A 22981-nucleotide genomic window follows, 5' to 3' on the forward strand; every position below is an offset into this window, starting at 1 on the left:
ACCCGACGCACTACGCGCCGCGCGTGGTCCGGCCCACGCGTCGCGGCGGGACGCTCGGGAGGTCCGAGCACACCGTAGGAGGGACCTGCCATGACCGACACCGAACGACCCGTGGCGCAGCCCGCGACGCCGGGAGGCGCCCGACCCGACACCGTCGTCCTCGTGCACGGCCTCTGGATGACGCCGCGCAGCTGGGAAGGATGGGTCGCGCACTACGAGGCGAAGGGCATGCGCGTCCTGACCCCGGGGTACCCCGGCTTCGAGATCGAGGTCGAGGCGCTGCGGGAGAACCCGCAGGTCATCGCCGAGCTCACCGTCCCCGAGACCGTCGACCACCTCGCCGGCGTGATCGAGGCGCTCGACGCCCCGCCGATCATCATGGGCCACTCGTTCGGCGGGACCCTCACCCAGCTCCTGCTCGGCCGCGGCCTCGGCGCCGCGGGGGTCGTCGTCGACTCCGCGCCCCCCGAGGGCGTGCGCGTCACGCCGCCGTCGCAGGCACGCTCCCTCTTCCCCGCGCTGCGCAACCCCGCGAACCGGCACCGCGCCGTCGGCTTCACGCCCGAGGAGTTCCACTACGCGTTCACCAACACGCTCTCGGCGGAGGAGTCCCTCGCCGTCTGGGAGCGGTACGCCATCCCCGCCCCGGGGGCGTGGGTGTGGGACTACGGGCTCATCGCGAACTTCAAGCCGGGCCACCAGGAGACGTGGGTCGACTTCTCGGTCGACCGTGCGCCCCTGCTGTTCGTCGCGGGCGAGAAGGACCACATCATGCCCCCCTCGGTGAACCGCTCCAACGCGAAGCACTGGGAGAAGTCGCCCGCGCTCACGGAGTACGTCGAGCTCGAGGGCCGCGACCACTGGACGTGCGCGGCGCCCGGGTGGGAGGCCGTCGCCGACCTCGCGCTCGACTGGGCCCTCGAGCACGCCCGCACCCCGGCCGCGACAGACTGACGCGTGCGGGCGGCGGCCACCGCGAGCCGCCGCCCGCACCCGGTCAGACGAGCACGTCGCCGTCGCGCGCGACGACCCGCCCGCCCGCCACCACCAGCGCGCGGCGCGGGGCCCGCACGACCGCGTCGGGGACGTTCTCGGCGTCGACGAGCACCACGTCCGCCGGGGCGCCCACGACGAGGTCGTGCACGTCGCGGCCCACGAACCGCGCGGCGTCGGACGTCGCGACGCGCGCCGCGGTGACGAGCTCGTCGTCGTGCCGGAACCGCGACAGGCGCGCGAGCTGGGTGGTGAGGGCGAGCAGGTCGCCCGTGCCGTACGGCGACCACAGGTCGCGGATCCCGTCCGTCCCGAGCCCGACGGCGACCCCCGCGCCCCGCAGGTCGTGCAGCGGGAGGGGCGCGGCGCCGAGGGGCGCGACCGTCGTCATGGTGATGCCCGCCTCGCCCATCGCGGCGACGAGGTCGGCCCGGCGCGACGCCGGGAGCTCCCCGACGGCGAAGCCGTGCGCCACGTTGACCCTGCCCTGGAGCCCGGACCGCAGCGTGCGCTCGACCAGGAGCTCGACCTGGAACGCCCCGAGCTCGCCGCCGTCGTGCAGGTGCACGTCGATGCCCACGTCCCGGCGCTCCGCGATCGCGAAGAGCCCGTCGAGCTGGCCCACGGGGTCGCGGTCGATCGACGCCGGGTCGAGCCCGCCCACGTGCTCCGCGCCCGCCGCGGCCGCCGCGTCGAGCAGGTCGAGCACGCCGGGCCGCCGCAGCACGCCGTCCTGGGGGAACGCGACGACCTCCGCGTGCACGGCGCCGTCGAGCGCGGAGAGCGCCTCGCGCACCACCTCGACGCCGCGCAGCCCCACCCCGAGGTCCACGTCGACGTGGGTGCGGACCGCCGTCGTGCCGTGGCGCACGAACTCCCGCAGCACCGCCAGCGTGACCTCGACGCCCGGGATGCCGAGCTCGTCACGGTGCGCACGCTCGTGCGCGATCCGACCCTGCGTCGTCGGCTCGCCGCGGTAGCTCACCCACGACCGGCCCCACCACGACTTGTCCGAGAGAGTGCGGTTCACGCTACTGTCTGCTGCATGGACGTTGTGATCTACACCAGGCAGTCGATGGACCGAGCTGGCGACGAGCTGGCGGTGACCCGTCAGGAGGACGAGTGCCGACGCTTCGCGCAAGATCGCGAGTGGACCGTTGCGGAGGTCTACACGGACAACGACGTGTCCGCGACGAAGGGCAAGACCCGACCCGGGTTCGAAGCCGTCATCAAGGACGGTCGTCCCGTAGTCGTCTGGCACCAGGACCGACTGCTGCGAGTGACCAGAGACCTGGAGAGGGTGCTAGACGCCCGTCTGACGGTCCACACGGTCACGGCTGGCTCTCTGGACCTGGCGACGCCTACGGGGCGCGCTGTGGCCCGCACAGTGACGGCCTGGAGCACGTACGAGGGTGAGCAGAAGGCGGAGCGCCAGAAGGCCGCTCTGCGCCAGCGTGCAGCCTCCGGGAAGCACTTCTGGGCACACCGTCCGTTCGGCTTCGAGAAGGACGGCACGCACCGCGAGGACGAAGCTCAGGCAGTCCGGGAGGCGTACCAGGCTGTCCTGGCGGGCAAGACCCTTGCGTCCATCGCGCGGGACTTCAACGACGCCGGTCTGTTGACCTCTGGCAACGGAGAGCTGGGCGGCAAGCTCTGGCGTGGTGTGCGCGTCCGAAGCTTCCTGCTGTCCGCCCGTAACGCAGGGCTGCGGGAGTACCGGCAAGAGGTCGTCGGCAAGGGAGCGTGGGAGCCCATCGTGGACGAGGGCACCTACTACGCAGCCGTGGCCGTGCTCAAGGATGAGTCGCGCGGCAAGGGCGGGTCGCCACGGCGGAACCTGCTCACGGGTCTGGTCAAGTGCGGCAAGTGCGGGCGAACGATGGTGGCCTGCTCCACCGGCACGTCCCCGAACCGGTACAAGGGCTATCGGTGCCCCACGTCCCACCTGACGGTTCGTGCCGAAGCTCTGGAGCGGATCGTTCTGGGCAAAGCCATGCGGCTCTACATGTCCACGGATGCGAGCTTCCTGGAGCCGGAGCGTGAGGCCGTGGACACGTCGGGACTGGAGCAGGAGGCCAAGACCCTTCGCCAGCGTCTGGACGACCTGGCTACGGCCTTCGCAGAGGGCCACGTGACGCTCTCTCAGCTCACGACTGCTACTCAGGCCCTCAACACCAAGCTTGAGGCGGTCCAGGAGGCTCTGGGAGCCGCAGAGGCACCACGCAGGTTTGGTGTCCCCGTCTCCCAGATCATGGCCAACTTCCGGGGTGAGGACGCAGACGCGAAGCGTGCAGCTCTGGCGTACTTCGAGGTCGTGGTTCAGCCCGTGCCCCGTGGGGCCAAGAGGGACGAGGACTCCGTGAGCGTCACCCTCGCTGACAACACGACGGGTTAAACCTAGGAGGGATGGCGTGGTGTGGCTGGAGGATGCCCGGACCCCGTGTGAGTATCAGTCCAGCGAAGCGAACACTTGTCGGACCACCGGCCTTCTGGCATCGGTCACGGCAGCACTGCTCAACTAACAAGACGGCACCACGTTGTGGTGGAGCCTCTGTCCCGCTCCCATCCAGGAGCGCCGTGGGAGCAGAGCGCTGGACGATCCCGAGAGACAACGGGTGAGGAACGCGCCGAGTCACAGACGCGAGACAGAGGAAAGTGCCCGCGCTAGGTCCGGCAGAGAATGTCGGCTCGACCGCACCTGTTCAGCGATTCGGACAGTGGCCCAGCAAGACCGGGAACACGCGATACCAAGTCAGGTGGTTCTAGGGTGCGAGACCCTGGGGCTTAGACCGATGAGTCTTAGCCAGGTTGCTGGAGGCCGGATAAGAACGGCTAGGGCGACCTGTGCTTACCCGAGTGAGGGAAGAGCGTAAGAACACTAGATACGGGAAGAGGACCACCATCTGGTAGCCCTCTTCCCTAGCGAACACTCATTCGGTTGTGGCTACAACATATCACTTCAACATCAAGAACTCGACGCTCCCGGAACCGCATGGAAGGATGCCAGCGTGAAGAACACCCTGAAGCCTCTGGTCCTCGCTGGAGCTGCTGTGCTGGCACTCACGCTGTCCGGATGCTCCACCCCAAGCGAGTACGCAGACGTACCGTGCACGGACCTCTACGACGAGTGGGCAGCGTCAGCCGAGTACCAGATGAACACCGTTCGTCCCGAGGGCAGCGACGACTGGGACGCCATGCTGGAAGAGATGGACGACCGCTGCCCCATCGAGCGGAGCGACGCATCGGACCTCCTGGTGGACATCACGATGGAGGGCTACAGGGCCGACAACGAACCCGAGACCGTGGCTACCCCGGAGCCTGTCGAAGAGTCGGTGGACTGTGCCGCGTGGCTGGAAGAGCTGAAGGCGGAGTGGACGAGCAAGTACGCCGTGAACCCCGAGACCAACCAGTACGGGCACGCGGACGGAACTCCCTTCACCACGAACGAGGAATACGCACAGCTCCAGGAGGACATTGGGGCCAATGGTGACCTCATGGCCGAGGGCTGCTACGTCGAAGCCAGCGCCTGGGGCGAGTTCGTCATGAGCGGCTTCTAGAGCATCAACCATCCAAGGAAGGCCCTGGCTTCGGTCGGGGCCTTTCGCATGTCCGATTTAGGGTGTTGACGTTCTCCGCATGGTGAGTGTGTAAGCGAACGCACACCATCTGAAGGCGGACGACATGGCAACACGAGACCTCATCAAGCGGAAGTTCGGCACCCTGTGGGTGATCGGTAGGGCAGACGCCAGGAACAGGCACGCCCACTGGAAGTGCTGGTGCTTCACGTGCAAGCGGACGGTCATCGTCGCCAGCCAGAACCTCCTGTCCGGCAACACGAAGACGTGCGGTGACAGGAGCGTTCACCCGCGCACCGCAGCACCCAGCTACCCCGGAGTTCACAGGGCCGTGGCGAAGCGCTGGGGCAGCTCTTCCGAGTGGTTCTGCGAGTGCGGTTCGCAGGCTCAGACCTGGAGCTACAAGGGCAACGACCCCGACGAACTGCTCACCCCCGGTGGGTACCGCTTCACGGCGTCTACGGACTTCCGGTTCTGGGAGCCGCTGTGCATCGCCTGCCACCACGCCAAGGACGCACAGCGGAGGGCTGCACGATGACCCCTCTGAAGGCTCTGCTCACTGTCTGGGGCTCTGCGGTCGTGGCTGCGCTGCTGCTGGCGGTGATCCGATGAAGACGGCGGCTCAGTGCCGTGCAGACGGCTGCAACGAGTTCATCGCTCACGCTCACGCCCGCTACTGCTGGACCCACGAGCTGCTGCGGGTGGCATCACGGATCACGCCCCGCATCGTGGGGGAGGCGTCCTGATGGAGCTGTCGAAGGAAGACCTCGAAAGGGCCGTGGTCGTCGCAGATCAGGTGGCGAGGAACGGGCGTCGGTACGACTTGAGGGACGAGCTGGAGAGCGCAGCCGTAGAAGCCATCTGGCGGGCCTCACAGACGTTCAACCCGGATAAGGGAGCCTGGAACGCCTGGAGGGACGTACACGCCCGTTCAGCGGCCAGGAACGAGCTGCAACGGCACGTAGGCCGGGGCAAGCCAGGAGGCACCGCGTGGGCCATCAAGAACGCCCGAAGCCTGGACGAGCTGAGGGAGCAGGGCAATGAGTTCTGAGTGGGCCGGGAGGACCGTCACGAACGCACGTGCCAAGTGGAAGCCCAGACTCCCGCTCCCGTGCTTCCTGTGCCCTTATCCCGTGCTTCCCGATCAGGCGTGGGTGGTTGAGCACATCGTCCCGAGAAGCATGGGCGGATCACTCACCGACCCGTCCAATCAGTGGGTGTCTCACCGTGCGTGCAGCGACAGAAGCGGGGGACGCATGACGGCGGCAAGACGGGCAGCGACAATGACGCGGATACAACAGCAGGATCAGCGACTCAGACCGTGGTGAGAGCTAAGCTCAACGCATGTCGAACGTGCGTTCTATCGGCGGGTGCACAGGTAAGCACGTAGCGCGGGGAATGTGCGGGAAGCACTACCAACGATGGGACAAGAACGGGGATGCGCTAGCGACTGTCGGCACATCACGGTGTGAGCGTCGTACGTGCAAGAGGTACGCGGGCACGAACGGGTACTGCTCCGATCACACGTGCCAGTGCGGAAGGGGAGTTGGCACCAAGTCTCGCCGGGGGATGTGCAGCACCTGCTATCGCAAGTGGTACGTGGAGCACAACGCACAACCATGCACATTGCCCGGGTGCAACAAACCCCAGGTAGGTAGGGGATGGTGTGGCACCCACTACTCCCGGTGGCGTAGGTACGGATCACCTACCCGTACGAGTGACAGGGACGAGAGCTTCACCCTCGATGTGACCGAGTGGTCCACCGTGCTGGTGTGCTCATGTGACAACCGGTTCATCGGAGTCAGCGAAGACGAACTGATCCACCGATGGCAGCGACACGTTCGACGTGATCGTGAAGCGCACATCGTCGCCTGAGTTTTGAGACGAGCTCGATAGCCTCCGCTTGCTTGCCCCTGACAATCTCTCTGTCCTCTGTGTGGGGATTGGATGCGCCTGTGAGGGCCGAACGGGGACCGCCAGGGCATATATCTAGGCATGGCGGTTCCAACGGCTCTGAGCGCGATTCCAGACGACGTGGACCTGACCACGGCCCACGCTGGGGCGAAGCTCCTGGGGATGGACCTGTTCGAGCAGGGTCTGAACGTTGCGCGCGTCCTGGAGGCTAAGGACGCAGACGGATTCCCGCTGTACCCCGAGACGGGCATTCTCATGCCGCGTCGTAGCACCAAGACGACCAGCATCTGGGCCGTGCTCCTGGGCCGGTGCCTGATGATCCCCGGGTACAAGGTCGTCACCACGGCACAGGACGGCACCCGCGCGCGCCAGCGCTTCCGTGAGGTCGCGCGCACGCTGGAGGCTACGGGCTTCGAGGGCCAGGGGCACCGCATCCGTTGGGCCAACGGAGATGAGAGCTTCGAGTTCGCCAACGGCTCCCGGCTGTGGGTCGTTGCTCCCTCCGCTGGTGCCTTCCGTGGTGAAGCTGCGGATGCGCTGCTGTTCGATGAGGCCGGCGAGTACGACCCAGCCAAGTCCGAAGACCTGATGAGTGGCGCGCTCCCGCTGCTCGACACCCGTCCCAACGGGCAAGCCATCATCGCCGGGACGCCTTCGAAGGTCCGCGCTGGTCTGCTCTGGGAGACGCTGGAGTCAGGGCGCAGCGGCAAGCCTGGAACGGGCGTCGTGGACTACTCCATCCGCGACGACGAAGACTCCCTGGACCGTGAGGTCTGGCGGCGCGTTCACCCGGGTATCGGGACGCTCACCACGCTGGCACGGCTGGAACAGCGCTTCGCGAAGATGACGCTTCCACAGTTCGAGCGCGAGTATCTGTGCCGCTTCCCGTTCGACGCGCAGACCTCAGCGCTCAACGTCGAGAAGTGGGCAGAGGGAGCTACCGACTTCGCGGAGAGGCCGGAGCGCATGGCCCTGGGCTTCGACGTGGCCCCAGGAGGCACCAGCGCTGCCCTGGTGGCCGCATGGCGCGACGAGGACGGTACGGCCTTCCTGGAGGTCGTGGCGTACCGCGACGGCTTCTCCTGGCTCCCTGGTGAGGCTGGACGTGTCGCGCGTACCTACCGCGCTCCCGTCGCGTACGACTCCATCGGGGACAACCAGATCGTGGGGGAGCAGATCGCGCGGCTTCGGCCTAGCCCTCAGATCGTGACGCACTCCATGAAGGACATGGCGGCTGCTGCTGCCCTCATCGCCAACGACGTACGGGAAGCGCGCGTTCGGCACCTTGACCAACCGGCGCTCAACAACGCAGTGGAAGGTGCGGCGTGGCGTGAGTCGGGGCACTCCCGCCTGTTCGCTCGAAAGCTGAGCACAAACGACGTTGCGCCCCTTGTCGCTGCCTCCGTGGCTCTTCGCACCTATGACGCCATGAACAGGCGGACGGGCGGAATCAGCATCGTCGGCTGAGTGCATATAGAAGGGTGTGGGATTCCTCGACCTCTTCCGGCCGAATCACGGCCTTCAGATGCCCGGCATCAGCGGCGCATCTGTTCAGAGTCCCTGGACCCCTTCGACGCTCTCGCCAAATCTCGTCATCGCTGACGTTCTCGGTGCGCCGGACCTTCCCCCGTCTCGCGCAGAGGCAATGAGTGTCCCGGCCATCGCAAAGGCGCGGCACCTCATCACCACGACGCTGGCCCGTCAGCCTCTGCGGGTGTTCCGTGGTGAGGCGGAGCTGAGCACTCAGCCCGCGTGGCTGTACCGCACCAACAGTGACACGCCTCCGCAAATGCGCATGGCCTACACGCTCGATGATCTGTTCTTCTACGGCTGGTGCCTGTGGGCCGTTCAGCGCGGAGCTGATGACCAGATCACCGACGCAGTGCGGGTCTCTCCAGACCGCTGGAGCTTCGATGAGGTTGGGCGGGTGGAGGTCGATGGAAACCCCGTCGATTCCGGCGAAGTCATCCTGATTCCGGGGCCGTTCGAAGGGATTCTGGCCGCTGCGCCTTCGGCCATCCGTGCCGCGCGCAACCTTGAGCAGACCTGGGCAGCTCGTGTGCGTAACCCCATCCCGGTGGTGGAGCTGCACATCACGGACTCGAACATCGAGTTGAGCAAGGAAGAGAAGGCGACGCTGCGGGACGAGTACGTCCAGGCACGCAAGAACCCGGACGGTGCGGTCGTCATCACCCCGGCTGAAATCGAGCTCCGGATTCACGGCGACGCCGTTACTGACCTGTTCATCCAGGGTCGAAACGCCATCGCTCTGGATGTGGCCCGAATGACGGGCATCCCCGCAACGATGCTCGACGCCTCACAGGTTCAGTCGTCGCTCACGTACAAGACCACGGAGACGGGCCGCAACGACTTCATCGACGCACTGACGAACATGTGGGCCATGCCGATTGAGGCGCAGCTCTCGATGGACAACGTGGTCCCTCGCGGCCAGCGGGTGGCATTCGACATGTCCAACCTTCTGGCCGTTCCGCAGGCCACCACCGGACCTGACATGGAGGACTGAGGAATGACCAACGAGAAGCCCAAGCCCAAGCCGCAGCAGAGGCCGAAGCCTAAGAAGGCCAAGACGGTGGCCCAGATTCTCCGTGAGAGGGGCGCGTGACCATGCAGGCATACGGAACGCTGCTTACCGCGAATGCGGACGAGCGAACGCTGACGTACCGCCTTCTGCCGTACGGCGAGGAAGGCCGGACGAACCTGGGGAAGATCACCGCCAGCAAGGGCAGTGTGACCATCCCTGAGAACGCCGGGGACGTGACGCTCAACCTCGAACACGACTTCAAGCGTCCGGTGGGCCGTGCAGTCCACATCGACGAGGACGCTGCCGGTCTCACCGCGACCTTCAAGGTTGCCGCCACCACGGCAGGCAACGACCTGCTGGCTGAGGCTGCGGACGGCCTTCGTCCCGCCGTCTCGGTGGAGCTGGACAACCCCGTCATTCGCGCTGGCCGTCTCGTGGCTGGCCTGCTCACGGGTGCCGGGGCCGTCGTCCGCCCGGCCTTCCCCTCCGCTCAGCTCGTGGCTGAGGACGCCGGGGAGCTTCCCGAGGACACCGACGACGACACCACAGACGCCCTCGCAACGGACGAGGACAACACAGAAGAGGAGGCCACCGTGGCCGAGGACAACCAGATCGTCGCCACGCAGGCGTCCGCTCCCGTGGGCCTTCGTGCGACGGCGGTCAAGGTCAACGAGAACCGCGACAAGAGCGCCAACGAGCTGTTCGCCGCGCTCGCGAACGCGCACGCGACGGGTGACCGGCAGATGCTCGCTGCGCTGGACCAGACGGTCCAGGCGGACGCCATCTCCGCTCAGCAGCCGCAGTGGGCCGGGGAAATCTGGAACAGCCGTACGCACCGCCAGAAGTTCGTCCCGCTGTTCAACCGGCAGGCGCTCACCGGCCTGAAGATCACTGGCTGGAAGTTCGCCGCTCGCACCGGCACGCCGCCTCAGCCGCCCGCGACTCCGACCGTCGCTAGCTACTCGGGCTTCCCGGCTGAGCCGAACTCGACTGAGGTCAAGACGGAGGCCGTCACGATCAATGCGCAGCGTCTGGCGGGTGCTAACGCTGTGGATCGTGCCTTCGTGGACTTCTCCACGCCGGAGTTCTGGGCCGGGTACTACCGAGAGGCCGCGAACGACCTGAGCCGTAAGCAGGACGCGTCTGCCCTCGCGCACATGCTGACCTCTGCGAACTACACGGAGGTTGAGGGTGGCACGGTCCCGACCGGCGTTCCCATCGCGCTGGCCTACACCGTCGATGGCGTCCTGGCGATTCAGGACATTGCTACTCCGGACTTCGCCATCGTCGGTGTGGACCTCTACCGGGAGCTGGCGCTTACCCGCCACCAGGACGCCGTTGCGTACCTGTCGGTGGCTGTGGGCCTGGACCCCTCTGAGGGCGCGCTGAACAACTTCAAGATCGTTCCTTCGGCTGACCCGGCGCTTGCCGGGAAGGTGCTGGTGGGTGCCTCTGAGGCGCACCAGTGGTACGGCGAGAAGACCGTTCGCGTGGACACGGTGAACATCGCGACGGGTGGCGTCGAGACGGGCGTCTTCTCCTACCACGCGGTCAACACCGGTAGCGCGGACGCCTTCGCTCTGGTGGCTGAGGGCGCGTGACCTTCCGCTGCCCCTCTGCGATTCCGCCCGGAGGGGCAGCGGTCCACCACACACTGCGAAGGGAGACGAAGTCGTGAGCTGGCTCAACCTGAACGACCCGGAGGACCAAGCACTTGTCGCCACCCTGTGGTCCGATGCACCGCTCGATCAGGCGACGCTCACCACGCTTCTCGCAACTTCCTTCGCGCAGTGCGCAGCCTTCGTGGGCTTCGAGGTCATCCCCGAGGGCACCGACCAGCAGCGCTTCAAGCTCGCGCAGGTGTTGCAGGCGCGCGCACTGCACCGCTCCAGCATCGCCGGGGGCAACAACCAGATTGGGGCTGAGTTCCCGGTAACGGTGTTCCCGATGGACTGGACCGTGAAGAACCTTCTGCGGCCCAAGACAGTCCCGGTGGTGCTCTGATGGCCAACGTCCGGCTGTGGCTCATGGACCAGCTACGCGCGTCTCTCGGTACCTCGTGGCTGCTCATGCCGTACGACCAGGAGTTCACGCCGTCCCGTAAGACGGTGATGTTCTTCCGCTCTTCCGTCGTCCCGTCCCCGGACGCTCCTGGCTCCGGCTACCTGGATAACCGGGTGACGCTCTATGTCGCTACCTCCAACCAGGTTGGCCCGAAGGCGCTGGACGCCCTGGACGTGGCCCTGGACGAAGTGATCGTTGCCCTTCACGGCGTACACAACGCCGTCTTCGTCTCGGCTACCTACCAGGTGCTGAACGAGAAGGTGCCCGTCTTCATGGTCCAGGCGGAAGTCGTCTCCAACATCAAGCCCACTACGTCCTGAAAGGACAGAACCAATGGCAACCATCGAGGTCGCTCCTATCGTCCTGACGGACGTGTCGCTTCTCATCCCCACTGACGACTACGCCAAGAACGTGTCGTCCGTGACTCTCACCCCGACCAGCTCCACTGTTACGTGGAACGGTCTGGGCAAGAACAGCTACACGGGTGCGTCCATCGCAACGTGGGTCGTGACCATCGAGTACGCGCAGGACTGGGAGACGGCCAACAGCCTGTCTCAGTACCTGTTCGCGAACGAGGGCGAGAAGATCGAAATGACCTTCAAGCCTCAGTCGGGTAGCGGGCCGTCCTTCACGGTGGAGGTCACCATTGTTCCCGGCGCTATCGGTGGTGCGGTGAACGCCGTGGCTACCGCGTCGGTGACGCTGCCCTGCTCTGCGAAGCCCGTTCTGGTCCCGGCTGAGTGAGCGATGCCGTCGAAGCTGCGGCTTCGTGACTGGGATCAGCTCTACCAGCGCGCAGCCAAGATGGAGGGTGCGGACGCTCGCATTCGTGCGGCTCTGAGCGCTCACGTGCCCTCCATCGCTGGCCGCGTGTGGACGAACTCAACGGTGATGAAGTACGCGCAGTCACCGATGGACCGTGCAGCCCTTGCGGGTACTCGGGTTCGGTCATCGGCACGCAGTACCACCCTCAGTGGTGCCACGGCACCGACCATCCGGGTTCCGGCCTACGCGGTTGAGTTCGGAGACAGCAACCACACCAAGCAGACCTACTCCCGGCGCTCCCGTCGGGGTGGGACGCACCGGGTGACGCGCAACACGCAGGCACAGCTTCCGGCCCGAAACGCCAAGGGGCGAGTGGTCTACCGGTACGGCAAGGAAGCGGTGAAGCGCCTGATGAGTGCGTACGGGCAGACCGTCGTCCGCACTCTCCACGAACTCTTGGAAGGGAAGTGACCCCGTGGCAGACATCAAGCTTGGCATCGTCGTAGACACCGACACGAGGGCCACCCGGCAGGAGTTCTCCGCGCTGCGCCGCGAGATCAAGCGCGAGGCGGACGGGATGGCGGGCGACTGGGAGGGTGCCTCCCAGAAGGTCGAGGACGCGCTCCGCGAGGCGGGCGCGCGGGACGACCTGCTCGACGCGGCCCGCCGCATCGGGCGCGACGGCCCCACCGAGATCGAGAAGGTGCAGAAGGCCCTTCGCGACGTGGACGACACGGCCCGCACGACGGCGGACGCCGTGGACGACGCCGCGCGCGACATCTCGCAGTCCGTCGAGGACAACGCGATCACCGCCGATGACGTGTTCGGGGCGGAGGTCAAGGCGGAGATCCTGTCCAACGCCGCCGAGTCGGGCGCGGAGATCGCTCGCGGGCTCAAGGATGGCTTCGACTCCGAGGACATGGAGACCATCGTGGACGGCATCACGGACACGATGGTGTCTGTGGGTGCGGTCGGTGGCCCGGTCGGCGTGGCCGCAGGGCTCGCGGCAGCGTCGGTCACCCAGATGTTCGCCGGTCCGCTCATCGAGGGCGCGCAGCAGCGCGCGGAGGAGTTCCAGTCCACGTTCACCGACGCCTTCCAGAACATCGCGACGGCGGGCGCAGAGATGGGCCGCGAACTCGCGATCACCTCCGTGGCGGGGGAGTTCGCGGAGGACACGCAGAAGATGGCCGACGCTACTCGCGTCGCCAACTCCCTCGGGGTGGAGCGTGGCGTGGTGCTCCGGGCGATGGCGGGGGACCAGCGGGCGCTCACGGAGGTGACGCAGGCGCACACCGCCGCGACCGAGGAGGCCGTGGCGGTGTGGGACCGCGAGGCGCAGCAGATCCAGGACAACGGGCTGGCGACAGAAGCAACCGCCGCCGCCGCCGACGAGTGGCGCGAGAAGTCGCGCGGGCTGGGGGACGCCATCGCGAACGTGACGTCCTCCTACGAGACCAACACGGACGCGCTCAACGCCGCGACCGATGCGGCCTCCGCGAAGGCGGAGGTGGACGCCATCGCGAACCGGCGCATCGCGGACCAGGCGCAGGCCCTCGCGGACTCCACGGGCAAGGCGAAGGACTTCGAGGTCGAGATCGACGGCGTGACGGTCGCCATGCGGGCGCTGCCGGGTGGGAAGGTCATCGAGGTCACCGACGACGGCACGGCGAAGCTGACCCAGCAGCAGATCGACAACATCGAGGGCGGGGAGGCGACGGTGGCCGTGCGCCCCTCGTTCGACCAGGCATCCTGGCAGCGCGCGGTGTACAACACGGTCAACGGGCTGCACGTGCCCGCCATCGTCGTCCAGGCCCGACTTGGACAGGCGGCGATCTGATGACTACCACGATCAGCGTTCCTGGCACGGAGACTGCGGCCTCTCCTGAGCTTGTGCTGAACTACGCCTATGAGCGTGAGGCGCGGACCATGGTCCACGCCGTGCTTGATCGCTCAGAACCTGACGTGACGCTTCGCCACACCGGGCTTCGCCGGGGAACCCTGGCCCTGTTCTGCACCAGCCGGGATCAGGCGGCGTTCATGGAAGCGGTCCACACGGCGGCGTTGCCGTTGACGCTGGAGAGCGACGACGACCCGCTGGCAAACATGACCTACGTTGCTTCGGGACGGGTCGGGTCGTCTTACGACGCCGAGAACGACAAGTGGACTGTGACCGTGGACTACGCGGAGGTGTCTCCGTGACGCGCTCCCATCTTGCGTACTCGGTCGAAGTCGTCGGCGCTGGACATCGTGTGTCGCCTGTTGGCGGCAGCGTCACTCTCGATGAGTCGTGGTCCCCGTATGCGCAAGCTTCGTTGACCATCCCGCTGCCGAACGATCCTGACGTGCTCAACGCGCTTGACCCCCGAGTAGGTGCAAGGGTGCGGCTCACGCTCGCTCAGCAGTTCGGGACTTCCTTCACGCCCCAGCACCTGACGGATCTGGTCGGTTCGTCGGTTGCGGGGTGGACCGCAGACCTCGACGGCGGTCCCCTTGCCAACTGGACGGGTAGCCACTCGCTGCCGTTCAACGCTTCCGGAGCGCGTCCCTCGCGGGTACGGCGTCTGAACCTGGGCGTTCGCTCTCGCGTCGTGAACTATGAGCGCGGCACCGTGAACGTTGATCTGGCTTCGGATGAGGCTCTGCTTCAGGACTTCGCTCTGGTGGCCACGAGTGCGGCTCTGCCTCCGACGAACACGGTTCAGGGCGTGGCCACATTGGCGCTGGCTTCCATCGGCGCAACGGTGGTCATCGACGGGCCGGACGTTCCCCTTGAGGCGGACTCGACGGGATGGGAGCCAGGGCGCAGCGCGTGGGACTACGTGAAGCCACTGATCGACACGGCTGGGATGCGCCTGTACTGCGACGAGACGCGACGGTGGCACCTCACGTCGCCGCTGTCTCCCACTCAGGGCGCGCTTGCGTTCTCCGGAGCGACGGCAACTCTTCTAGAGGACCAGCTCAGCCGAGACACGGGGTGGTTCGACGCCGTAGTGATCCGGTATCGCTGGACCGACTCATCCGGGCAGGAACAGGTGCGCTACGACACCGCGCAGGTGGGCGTGCCTACTCGCGTCTACACGGTGGAGCATGAGCGGCGCTACCCCGGCCCTGGTGCCGCTCAGGCGATCCTCAACCGCGCTCGTGGGCGTGGACGAGTGGAGGCCGTGTCGGCGGTCGCGAACCCCGAAGCGACCCCGGGGCAGGCGCTAACCGTGAACCTGGCGGACACCCCGATCCAGACCGGACTTATCACCCGCGTCACGTGGTCGCTCGACACCGACGAGATGCAGGTCCGCTCGCGCGACCTAACGGACACGCCTCCGATGGCGTGGGCGCTCATGCCCCCCGGGTGGGCGTGGGACGCCATCCCGATGGGGATGTCCTGGGACGAACTCGACTGGCACATGGAAGTGGAGGACTGACGATGGCGAACGGAGACGCCGCAGCCGCAGCGGGGATGGATGTCGTCCCGGGCACCGCCGACGCGCGGCAGGGGTACGACGAGATCAACAAGACTCGCGACTACCTCGCGGACCACGAGACAAACGGGACGCACGCCTGGTCCAAGATCACCGGCAAGCCCACCACGTACCCCTCGGACTGGGACACGATGGTGGACAAGCCCACCCTGTCGTCCAGCGCGGACGGTTACACGATCATGACGCGCAACGCTGTGGGGCAGACCGCCGTGGCCGACCCGACGAGTGCGAGCCATGCCGCAAACCGGCAGTACGTCGAGGACCGTGTGGACGATGTGCAGGCGTGGGCCAATGGGCGCTTCCTGACGTCCGTGCCGTCGTCGGACGCCGACAAGGTGACCAGTGCCGCCTACGGGCGTGAGGCCGGGGCATCGCGCTACGCAATGTGGATGGACGGGGACCGCAACATCGGCAGGGCCACGTCCTCACGACGCTATAAGTCCGAGATTGAGCCTCACGACATCGACCCCGCCGTGGTCCTCGCGCTCCAGCCTGTGACCTACCAGCACAAGAACGACCCCGTAGGAGTGCGTGAGTTCGGGCTCATCGCGGAGGACGTGCACGACGCCGGGATGCCGGAGGTTGTCACCTGGTACGCCGACCAGATCGACGGCATCCGGTACGACCTCCTGGCCGTCTCGCTCCTGTCGGTCGTCAAGTCTCAGGACGCACAGATCAAGGCCCTTGCGACGCGCCTGGAGGCGCTGGAGAGCCCGACCCCGACGACCCCCGAGGAGGGCTGAGACGTGGCACTCGACACGAACGGCATCTGGCAGTACACCGAGGGCGACTCCGAAGCCACGGCGTCGGACCTGCTCAACCTCCTGGCCGCGTCCACGTCGGACAGGGTGGGCGACTTCGACTCCCGCATGGACACAGCCGAAGGCAAGTTCGGTGCCGTCGCGGGCATCCGGCGCACCAACGGCACCAATCAGGCCATTCCGAGCGGCACGACGGCGGTTCTCGTCCTGCCGTCCGCGTTCGCCTACGCAGGCGGTGTGTCGGGCTCCGGTGGTGGGCTTCGGGCACCCGTGGCCGGGTGGTACACGATCACGGGCGTGGTCCGGTGGGCGTCCAACGGCACGGGGATGCGCCGCGTCCTGCTCACCGTCAACAACACCGACACCATCGCAGTGCAGGAGGGTGCCGCATCCGGTGCCGCAGGCTCCGGCGCGACCGTCACCGTGGCCTACCCGCTCGCGGCGTCAGACATCGTGCGCCTGGAGGTCTACCAGACCTCCAGGGGCAACCTCGACGTACTCGGAGGCACCACGTACCCGTTCCTTGGGATCTCCCTCGCGGGACGTCTGTGATGAATGGACTGCCGGACGCCTCCCAAGTCCTCACCTGGCCCGGTGCGCTCGTGGGAGCGTTCATCGTCTTCGGGCTGCTCATGTGGCCAGGCATCCTCGCGTGGATCAACACCAGGGACACGAAGCGGGACGTGCGGGAGGTCAAGCAGAAGGCCGAGATTGCCGCCCACGAGGTACGGCCCAACTCCGGGCACTCGCTGGCGGACGCCGTTAACCGGATCGAAGCCGCGCTGGGTGAGCACATGGACTACGCGGAGAAGCGGGACGACGAGCTGGACCGCCGTCTGGAGGCTCTGGAGTCGCGGTCCCGGAGGCCCTTCCGTCGTCGCTAGGCAGTAGCGCGAACGCTCAGCTCTTGTCGACGTGGGCGTGCGCGTTGACCAGCCCGGGCAGTGCGAGCAGGCCGTTCCCGTCGACCACCGCCCCCGTGCTGCCCGACGGCGCGGGCACGGCCGGGTCGTGCGGCGTCACCGCCGCGATCAGACCGCCCGCGACGTGCAGGTCGACGCGGTCGCCGCCCCAGGGACGGACGTCGCGCAGCACGAGGTCGGTCGCCGGAGCGGGCGCGGTGGGGGCAGGCAGGGACATCAGGACTCCGTCTCGGTGACGCGGGCAGGATCAGACCCGAGGATGCTCCACGACGACGTCCTCCGGCGACTTGTCGCGCCGCCACCCCTTCCACACCGGGTGCCGGAGCTTGCCGAGCGGGGTGTCGTCCGGGTCGCCGTCGTCCCCGGCGGACTGCCCGGTCCACTCGCCGTACACCACCTCCGCGACGCGACGCGGCGACACCCACCGCGCGTCGGCCGCGTCCTCGCGCGGCACCCCCACCGCCGCCGGCGTCGTCCGCCCGATCCGGCCCAGCTCGGCCACGAGCCCACGACGCTCGGCGTCCGTGAAGCCGGAGCCGACGCGCCCCACGTAGACGAGCCGGTCGCCGTCGGGCACCGCCAGCAGCAGCGACCCCATGAGGTGGGTGCGGTCGCCGTGCCCCGGCCGCCACCCCACGACCACGACCTCCTGCGACCGCGCGTGCTTGAGCTTGAGCCACTGCTGCGACCGCCGCCCCACGACGTACGTGCTGTCCCGCCGCTTCGCGACCACGCCCTCCAGGTCCAGCGACCTCGACGTGGACATCGCGGCGTCCAGGTCGCCGTCGAAGACCGGCGGGACGTGCAACGGCGCCCGCGCGTCCGCGAGCAGGTCCTCCAGCACCGCGCGCCGCTCGTCGTAGGGACGCTTCGCGAGCGAGCGCCCCGCCGTCTCCAGCACGTCGAACACCATGAGGTCCACCGAGACGCGCCGGCGCGCGACCGCGACGTCACCCGGCTTGGCGATGTTCGCCCGGTGCTGCAACCGGCGGAAGCTCGGCCTGCCCCGCGCGTCCAGGGCCACGATCTCGCCGTCGAGCACGAGCGGCAGCGCGTCAGCCGGCACCTGCTCCGCGACCGCCTGCAGCTCCGGGTACGTCACCGTCATGTCCTTGCCCGACCGGCTCACCAGCCGCACCCCGCCCCCGGACACCTCGACGAGCGACCGGAACCCGTCCCACTTCATCTCGAACGCCCACGCGTCCCCGGCCGCCACGAAGTCCGACGGCCGACCCGGCGACGCGAGCATCGGCCGCCAGTCCGTCCGCGCGCGCGGCGGCTCGTGCGTGGTGCCGGAGCCTTGGTCGGTGTCGGTGTCGGTGTCGGTGTCGGTGTCGGTGTCGGTGTCGATGTCGATGTCGTGGCTGGCTCGGGTGGTGGGGGGCCGGCGCGCGCCGGGTCTACCATCCGCGGCTCGTTCCTCGCCGCTCCCGCCAGACCCGCCACGACCCGACGCGCGTCGGCCCCCCACCGTCTCCGGCCCACCGCGCGCCGCGGAGGGTAGACCCGGCGCCCCCTCCCCGTCCTCCGCGTCCCGGCCCTTCCCCTGCGCCGAGTCTCCCTGTGCCGAACCCGACCCGCCCCGCGGCGCCATGAGGTGGATCAGCCAGTTGTTCTCGGCGTCACCGCCCCGGCCGCCGGTGTGGATGAGGGCGAGGCGGCGGGTGCCGTGCTGCTCGCCGTGGAGGGTGACGATGACCTCCTCGCCGTCGCGCCACTTCTCGAGCTCGTACGTGCCGGCGTCCCAGATCGTCACGTCGCCGGCGCCGTACTCGCCCTTCGGGATGGTGCCCTCGAACGAGCCGTAGGCGAGGGGGTGGTCCTCGGTCTGGACGGCGAGGTGGTTCTTCTTGGGGTCGGTGGGCTCGCCGCGCGGCAGCGCCCAGCTGACGAGGACGCCGTCGTGCTCGAGGCGGAAGTCCCAGTGCAGGCGGCGGGCGTGGTGCTCCTGGATGACGAAGCTCATGCCCTCGCTGGTGGGGGGCGCGTCGGCGGGGACCGGTTCGGGGGTCTTCGTGGCGTCGCGCATGGAGCGGTAGGTGGCGAGTCGGTCGAAGGTGGCCATGCGGGCGGGTGTCGGTTCGAGCGCGGACAGGTGCCCGGCGGTGAGGGCGGCGAGGGGGTCGCCGAGGGTGCGGACGCGTTCGACGACCTCGTCCGTCTCCAGGTGACGCAGGTCGGGGTCGTCGAGCTCGTCCCACGTGCGGGGCGCGGCGACGGTGGGGCGCTCGCGGCCGCGCAGCGAGTAGGGCGCGATGGTGGTCTTGTTGCCGTTGTTCTGGCTCCAGTCGACGAGCACCTTGCCGCCCCGCAGGGACTTCTTCATGTCGCTGACGACGAGGTCGGGGTGCTCGGCCTCGAGGTAGCGGGCGAGCTCGTGCGCGACGGCGGAGACCGCGGCGGCGTCCTGCGTGCCGTCGAGCGCGGCGTACAGGTGGATGCCCTTGGACCCGCTGGTCACGGGCAGGGGGTCGAGGCCCATGCCCTGGAGGATGCGGCGGGCGTGCCGCGCGACCTCGGCGCACTCGGGCAGCCCGGCGCCGGGACCGGGGTCGAGGTCGAGGACGAGGCGGTCGGGGTCGAGGTGGACGCCGGTGCGGCCGAACTGCCACTGCGGGACGTGCAGCTCGAGGGACGCGGTCTGCCCGAGCCACGTGAGCGTCGCGAGGTCGTTGACGAGGACGTAGTCGTTGGCGCTGCTCTTGTGCTGGATGCGGCGGGTGCGCACCCACGAGGGGACGCCCTGCCCGGCGTTCTTCTGGAAGAACACCTGGCCGTCGACCCCGTCGGGCCAGCGCTTGCGCGTCGCGGGCCGGTTCGCGCAGTGGGGGAGCATGACGTCGGCGACGGCGGCGAGGTAGGCGAGCACGTCGGCCTTGGTGGTTCCCGTCGCGGGGTAGAGCACCTTGTCGAGGTTGGTGAGCTTGAGGCGGTGGCCGTCGACGTCCACGGTCTGGCCGGCCGCCGTCCCGGTGGCCATGGTCCATCGTCGGTCAGGTTCGCCGGTCCGGCGCGCGGAGGGCGGGAACTTTCCGGCCGGTCCGACCGTGCACACTGGAGGAGTGGTGGTCCGGGGGTCGGGCCGCCCGGGGCCCGGACCGGGCCCGGACCGGAGGCGAGAGGAACCTCGTGACGCACCTGACGACCGACGACGTGCCGCCCTCGGGGGAGAGCCGCGCGGAGATCCGTCCGCGGGTGCGGGAGTTCCGGCGCCTGATGATGACGTACAAGTTCGGCATCGACGAGGTGATGACCAAGATCACGGTGCTGCGCGACGAGTTCCGTCACATCCACGACTACAACCCGATCGAGCACCTGGGGTCGCGGCTGAAGACGATCGACTCGATCTTCTCGAAGGCGCAGCGCAAGGGGATCCCCCTCACCCCGGAGGGGGTGCGGGAGAGCATGTTCGACGTCGCGGGCGTGCGCGTGACGTGCAGCTTCGTCTCGGACATCTACCGGGTGCGCGACATGCTGGTGGGCCAGCGGGACCTCACGGTCCTGGAGGAGCGCGACTACATCGCGCACCCGAAGGGCAACGGGTACAAGAGCCTGCACCTCATCGTGAAGGTGCCGGTGTTCCTGTCGGACCGGGTCGAGGACGTCGTGGTGGAGATCCAGCTCCGCACGATCGCGATGGACTTCTGGGCGAGCCTCGAGCACAAGATCTACTACAAGTACGAGCGCGAGGTGCCGCAGCACCTCACGGACGCGCTGAAGCTCGCGGCCGACGTCGCGGCGACGCTCGACACGACGATGGAGCGCATCCACGACGAGGTCCGTGAGCTCGACGGCGGTGCGGAGCCGGTCGAGACGACGGACGCGCTGATGTCGCCGCGGGAGATGGTGGAGAGCTTCATGCGGACCGTGCAGGTCGCGGACGAGGCGTTCCACGAGCGCCGCCACGACGGCTGACCGCGATCCGGGCGACGGCCGTCAGCCGTGCCCGTGCCCGTGCTCGACCGGGTCGGGGACGGTTCCCGCGGTCTCGCCGGGCGCCACGACGACGAGCTGGCCCATCATGCCCTCGTCCTCGTGCCGGAGCATGTGGCAGTGGTACATGTACGGCACGTCGGGGTCGGTGTAGTCGTCGAAGCGCAGCACCAGGCGGTACGTGCGGCTCGGCTCGAGGTAGACGGTGTCCTTGCGTCCGGCGAGCGCCGGGGGCGGGGGCTCGCCGTCGACGTCGAGCACGCGGAACTGCACGTCGTGGACGTGGAAGCTGTGGGGCACGGGGTGGGCGTTGCGCACGGTCCACACCTCGGTGTCGCCGACGGTGACGGTCTCGTCGATCCGGGCGAGGTCCATGCGGCGGCCGTTGATCCGGCGGTCGGCGAGCTCGAAGGTGCGCTCGACGACGGCCTCGGACGCGCGCAGCGTGTCGGTGTCCGCGTGCCGCGACGGGTCCCAGGACGGGGCGGGGGAGGGCGTGAGGTCGTCGGCGGCGCGGAGCTCGAGCACGTCGAACGCCTCCTTGCCGCCCATCGCGAACGACGCGGCGACGCCCCCGAGGTCCGGGGCGAACGAGTGCAGGCGTGTCGTCTCGCCGGGGGACATCGTCACGACGACCTCGGCCCGCTCGCCCGGCGCGAGCCGCACCCGGTCGACGCGCACCGGCGCGTCGAGGAGGCCGCCGTCGGTCGCGACGAGGTCGACGGGGCGGTCGGGCAGGCCGAGGGAGTAGGTGCGCGCCGTCGACCCGTTGACGAGCCGCAGCCGCACGCGCTCGGTCGTCACGTCGTGGTAGGCCCCGGCGACGCCGTTGGTGAGCACGACGTCCCCGAGGATGCCCGGCTCGCCCGCGCCCTCCGTGGTGAGCCGGCCCGCGTCGTCGAACGCCTTGTCCTGCACGACGACCGGGACGTCGTCCACGCCGTACTCGCCGGGCAGGGCGGCGGCGTCGGACGCGTCGTCGTCGAGGAGGAAGACGCCCGCGAGCCCGCGGTACACGTGCTGCTCCGTCCGGCCGTGCGGGTGCGGGTGGTACCAGAGCGTCGCCGCGGGCTGGTCGACGACCCAGGTGGAACGCCACGTCTCGCCGGGTGCGACCTCCTGGTGCGGACCGCCGTCCATCGCCGCGGGCAGGTGCATCCCGTGCCAGTGCACGCTCGTGGTCTCTGTCAGGTCGTTCGTCACCTCGACGGCGACGCGCTCGCCGCGGCTCGCCCGCAGCGTCGGGCCGAGGTAGGGGCCGTCGAAGCCCCACGTCTCGGTCTCGACAGCGGGCAGGAACTCGCTCGTGCCCTCCTGCGCGGTGAGCGAGAAGACGCGCGTCCCGTCGACGACGCGCGACGGCGCGAGCGGCGGGATCGCGAGCGGCGTCGTGAAGTCCTGCTCCTGGACGGGGTGGACGGACGGCGCGAGCGCGCAGCCCGCCGTCGTCCCCGTGGCGAGGACGACGGCGAGGAGTGCGGCGAGGCCCGCGGAGCGGGCGGGCCGACGGCGCGTGGTTCGCTGGCGCGTCGTCACCGGTCCGACCTCGCTCGGCGTCGCTGGACCGCCGCGGCGACGAGGCCCGCGAGGGCGCCCCACCCGGCGTGCAGGGCGAGGGCGGGCGCGACCGTCCACGCGGGTCGGCCTGCGCCGACGCCCACGAGCGCGGACACGGCGGCCGCGACCGCGCCGTAGGTGAGCCCGACGAGCGTCAGCGTGAGCACGGGGCGCGCGACGCGGCCGAGCCCGACGACGCCGACCCACAGCGCGGCCGTCAGCACGACGAGGGTCAGCGCGCGCGGGGCGCCCGGGTCGACGCCGAGCAGGCCCGTGAGGGGCCACAGCAGCGCGGTCGCGCCGAGCCCGAGGACGATCGGCCAGGAGACCGGGCCGCGGTCGGGACCGTCGGGCTCCGGGGGGCCGGGCGTGCCTCCGGACGGGCGCCCGGGGCCGGAGAGGTGGGGCGAGTAGCCGGGGGGCAGGGGGTCGTCGACGCTCATGCCGGCGACGATGCCGGGCGAGCGGTGGG

Annotated in this window: 24 protein-coding genes; 19 read left to right on the top strand and 5 right to left on the bottom strand. The window is 68.7% G+C overall.

Annotation, left to right across the window (positions count from 1 at the left end; translation table 11 throughout):
• Positions 1 to 90 precede the first annotated feature (90 nt).
• Positions 91 to 954, top strand: coding sequence for an alpha/beta hydrolase (locus tag LGQ04_RS02090; protein WP_229241813.1), 864 nt, complete (start codon positions 91 to 93; stop codon positions 952 to 954).
• A 43-nt stretch (positions 955 to 997) separates the two neighbouring features.
• On the opposite strand, the gene LGQ04_RS02095 is transcribed toward LGQ04_RS02090, so the two are convergent.
• Entirely contained in the window at positions 998 to 2023 is a 1026-nt protein-coding gene (locus LGQ04_RS02095) for an amidohydrolase family protein (RefSeq protein ID WP_229241815.1), read from the bottom strand.
• Between the two features lie 15 nt (positions 2024 to 2038).
• Here LGQ04_RS02095 and LGQ04_RS02100 point away from each other — a divergent pair, with 15 nt between their 5' ends.
• The 17 genes from LGQ04_RS02100 to LGQ04_RS02180 all read left to right on the top strand — a co-directional run bounded on the left by LGQ04_RS02100 (position 2039) and on the right by LGQ04_RS02180 (position 16980).
• Positions 2039 to 3388, top strand: coding sequence for a recombinase family protein (locus LGQ04_RS02100; protein WP_229241817.1), 1350 nt, complete (start codon positions 2039 to 2041; stop codon positions 3386 to 3388).
• 613 nt (positions 3389 to 4001) lie between these two features.
• Complete coding sequence (locus tag LGQ04_RS02105) at positions 4002 to 4550, top strand: hypothetical protein (RefSeq protein ID WP_229241818.1); 549 nt, start codon at positions 4002 to 4004, stop codon at positions 4548 to 4550.
• Positions 4551 to 4674: 124 nt separating this feature from the next.
• Positions 4675 to 5106: a hypothetical protein gene (locus LGQ04_RS02110; RefSeq protein WP_229241820.1), complete on the top strand. Its 432-nt coding sequence runs from the start codon at positions 4675 to 4677 to the stop codon at positions 5104 to 5106.
• Positions 5107 to 5313: 207 nt separating this feature from the next.
• Positions 5314 to 5619 carry a hypothetical protein gene (locus LGQ04_RS02115; RefSeq protein WP_229241822.1) on the top strand — a complete coding sequence of 102 codons (306 nt, stop codon included), beginning with the start codon at positions 5314 to 5316 and terminating at the stop codon, positions 5617 to 5619.
• Between the two features lie 1025 nt (positions 5620 to 6644).
• Positions 6645 to 7949 carry a terminase large subunit domain-containing protein gene (locus LGQ04_RS02120; RefSeq protein WP_229241824.1) on the top strand — a complete coding sequence of 435 codons (1305 nt, stop codon included), beginning with the start codon at positions 6645 to 6647 and terminating at the stop codon, positions 7947 to 7949.
• A 16-nt stretch (positions 7950 to 7965) separates the two neighbouring features.
• Complete coding sequence (locus LGQ04_RS02125; protein WP_229241825.1) at positions 7966 to 9006, top strand: phage portal protein; 1041 nt, start codon at positions 7966 to 7968, stop codon at positions 9004 to 9006.
• 95 nt (positions 9007 to 9101) lie between these two features.
• The gene (locus LGQ04_RS02130) at positions 9102 to 10625 is read left to right on the top strand and encodes an HK97 family phage prohead protease (protein WP_229241826.1); all 1524 of its coding nucleotides are present in this window, start codon (positions 9102 to 9104) and stop codon (positions 10623 to 10625) included.
• A 73-nt stretch (positions 10626 to 10698) separates the two neighbouring features.
• Entirely contained in the window at positions 10699 to 11028 is a 330-nt protein-coding gene (locus LGQ04_RS02135) for a hypothetical protein (RefSeq protein ID WP_229241827.1), read from the top strand.
• Positions 11028 to 11408: a hypothetical protein gene (locus LGQ04_RS02140; protein WP_229241828.1), complete on the top strand. Its 381-nt coding sequence runs from the start codon at positions 11028 to 11030 to the stop codon at positions 11406 to 11408. Before LGQ04_RS02135 ends, LGQ04_RS02140 begins: the two co-directional genes overlap by 1 nt.
• A gap of 13 nt (positions 11409 to 11421) precedes the next feature.
• On the top strand, positions 11422 to 11832 hold the full coding sequence (locus LGQ04_RS02145; RefSeq protein ID WP_229241829.1) for a hypothetical protein: 411 nt from the start codon (positions 11422 to 11424) through the stop codon (positions 11830 to 11832).
• 3 nt (positions 11833 to 11835) lie between these two features.
• Complete coding sequence (locus LGQ04_RS02150; RefSeq protein WP_229241830.1) at positions 11836 to 12324, top strand: hypothetical protein; 489 nt, start codon at positions 11836 to 11838, stop codon at positions 12322 to 12324.
• Positions 12325 to 12328: 4 nt separating this feature from the next.
• Positions 12329 to 13693 carry a hypothetical protein gene (locus LGQ04_RS02155; protein WP_229241831.1) on the top strand — a complete coding sequence of 455 codons (1365 nt, stop codon included), beginning with the start codon at positions 12329 to 12331 and terminating at the stop codon, positions 13691 to 13693.
• The gene (locus LGQ04_RS02160) at positions 13693 to 14055 is read left to right on the top strand and encodes a hypothetical protein (protein WP_229241832.1); all 363 of its coding nucleotides are present in this window, start codon (positions 13693 to 13695) and stop codon (positions 14053 to 14055) included. The genes LGQ04_RS02155 and LGQ04_RS02160 overlap by 1 nt, the downstream gene beginning before the upstream one ends.
• Entirely contained in the window at positions 14052 to 15278 is a 1227-nt protein-coding gene (locus tag LGQ04_RS02165; RefSeq protein ID WP_229241833.1) for a hypothetical protein, read from the top strand. The genes LGQ04_RS02160 and LGQ04_RS02165 overlap by 4 nt, the downstream gene beginning before the upstream one ends.
• Before the next feature lie 2 nt (positions 15279 to 15280).
• A complete protein-coding gene (locus tag LGQ04_RS02170; RefSeq protein ID WP_229241834.1) occupies positions 15281 to 16078 on the top strand; it encodes a tail fiber domain-containing protein in 798 nt (265 codons plus the stop codon).
• Positions 16079 to 16081: 3 nt separating this feature from the next.
• Positions 16082 to 16648: a hypothetical protein gene (locus LGQ04_RS02175; protein WP_229241835.1), complete on the top strand. Its 567-nt coding sequence runs from the start codon at positions 16082 to 16084 to the stop codon at positions 16646 to 16648.
• 50 nt (positions 16649 to 16698) lie between these two features.
• Positions 16699 to 16980: a hypothetical protein gene (locus LGQ04_RS02180; protein WP_229241836.1), complete on the top strand. Its 282-nt coding sequence runs from the start codon at positions 16699 to 16701 to the stop codon at positions 16978 to 16980.
• Between the two features lie 16 nt (positions 16981 to 16996).
• Here LGQ04_RS02180 and LGQ04_RS02185 read toward each other — a convergent pair whose 3' ends face one another.
• The gene (locus LGQ04_RS02185; RefSeq protein WP_229241837.1) at positions 16997 to 17236 is read right to left on the bottom strand and encodes a hypothetical protein; all 240 of its coding nucleotides are present in this window, start codon (positions 17234 to 17236) and stop codon (positions 16997 to 16999) included.
• 30 nt (positions 17237 to 17266) lie between these two features.
• Positions 17267 to 19999 carry an ATP-dependent DNA ligase gene (locus tag LGQ04_RS02190; protein WP_229241838.1) on the bottom strand — a complete coding sequence of 911 codons (2733 nt, stop codon included), beginning with the start codon at positions 19997 to 19999 and terminating at the stop codon, positions 17267 to 17269.
• Positions 20000 to 20235: 236 nt separating this feature from the next.
• Here LGQ04_RS02190 and LGQ04_RS02195 point away from each other — a divergent pair, with 236 nt between their 5' ends.
• Positions 20236 to 20934, top strand: coding sequence for a GTP pyrophosphokinase (locus LGQ04_RS02195; protein ID WP_229242373.1), 699 nt, complete (start codon positions 20236 to 20238; stop codon positions 20932 to 20934).
• 21 nt (positions 20935 to 20955) lie between these two features.
• Here the strand turns inward: LGQ04_RS02195 and LGQ04_RS17590 are convergent, their stop codons facing one another.
• Positions 20956 to 22488: a multicopper oxidase family protein gene (locus LGQ04_RS17590; protein WP_229241839.1), complete on the bottom strand. Its 1533-nt coding sequence runs from the start codon at positions 22486 to 22488 to the stop codon at positions 20956 to 20958.
• Positions 22485 to 22952 carry a hypothetical protein gene (locus LGQ04_RS17260; protein WP_267493956.1) on the bottom strand — a complete coding sequence of 156 codons (468 nt, stop codon included), beginning with the start codon at positions 22950 to 22952 and terminating at the stop codon, positions 22485 to 22487. Before LGQ04_RS17260 ends, LGQ04_RS17590 begins: the two co-directional genes overlap by 4 nt.
• Positions 22953 to 22981 lie beyond the last annotated feature (29 nt).

Origin of the sequence: Cellulosimicrobium marinum (genome assembly GCF_020551945.1) — a bacterium.
Classification (GTDB): Bacteria; Actinomycetota; Actinomycetes; order Actinomycetales; family Cellulomonadaceae; genus Cellulosimicrobium; species Cellulosimicrobium marinum.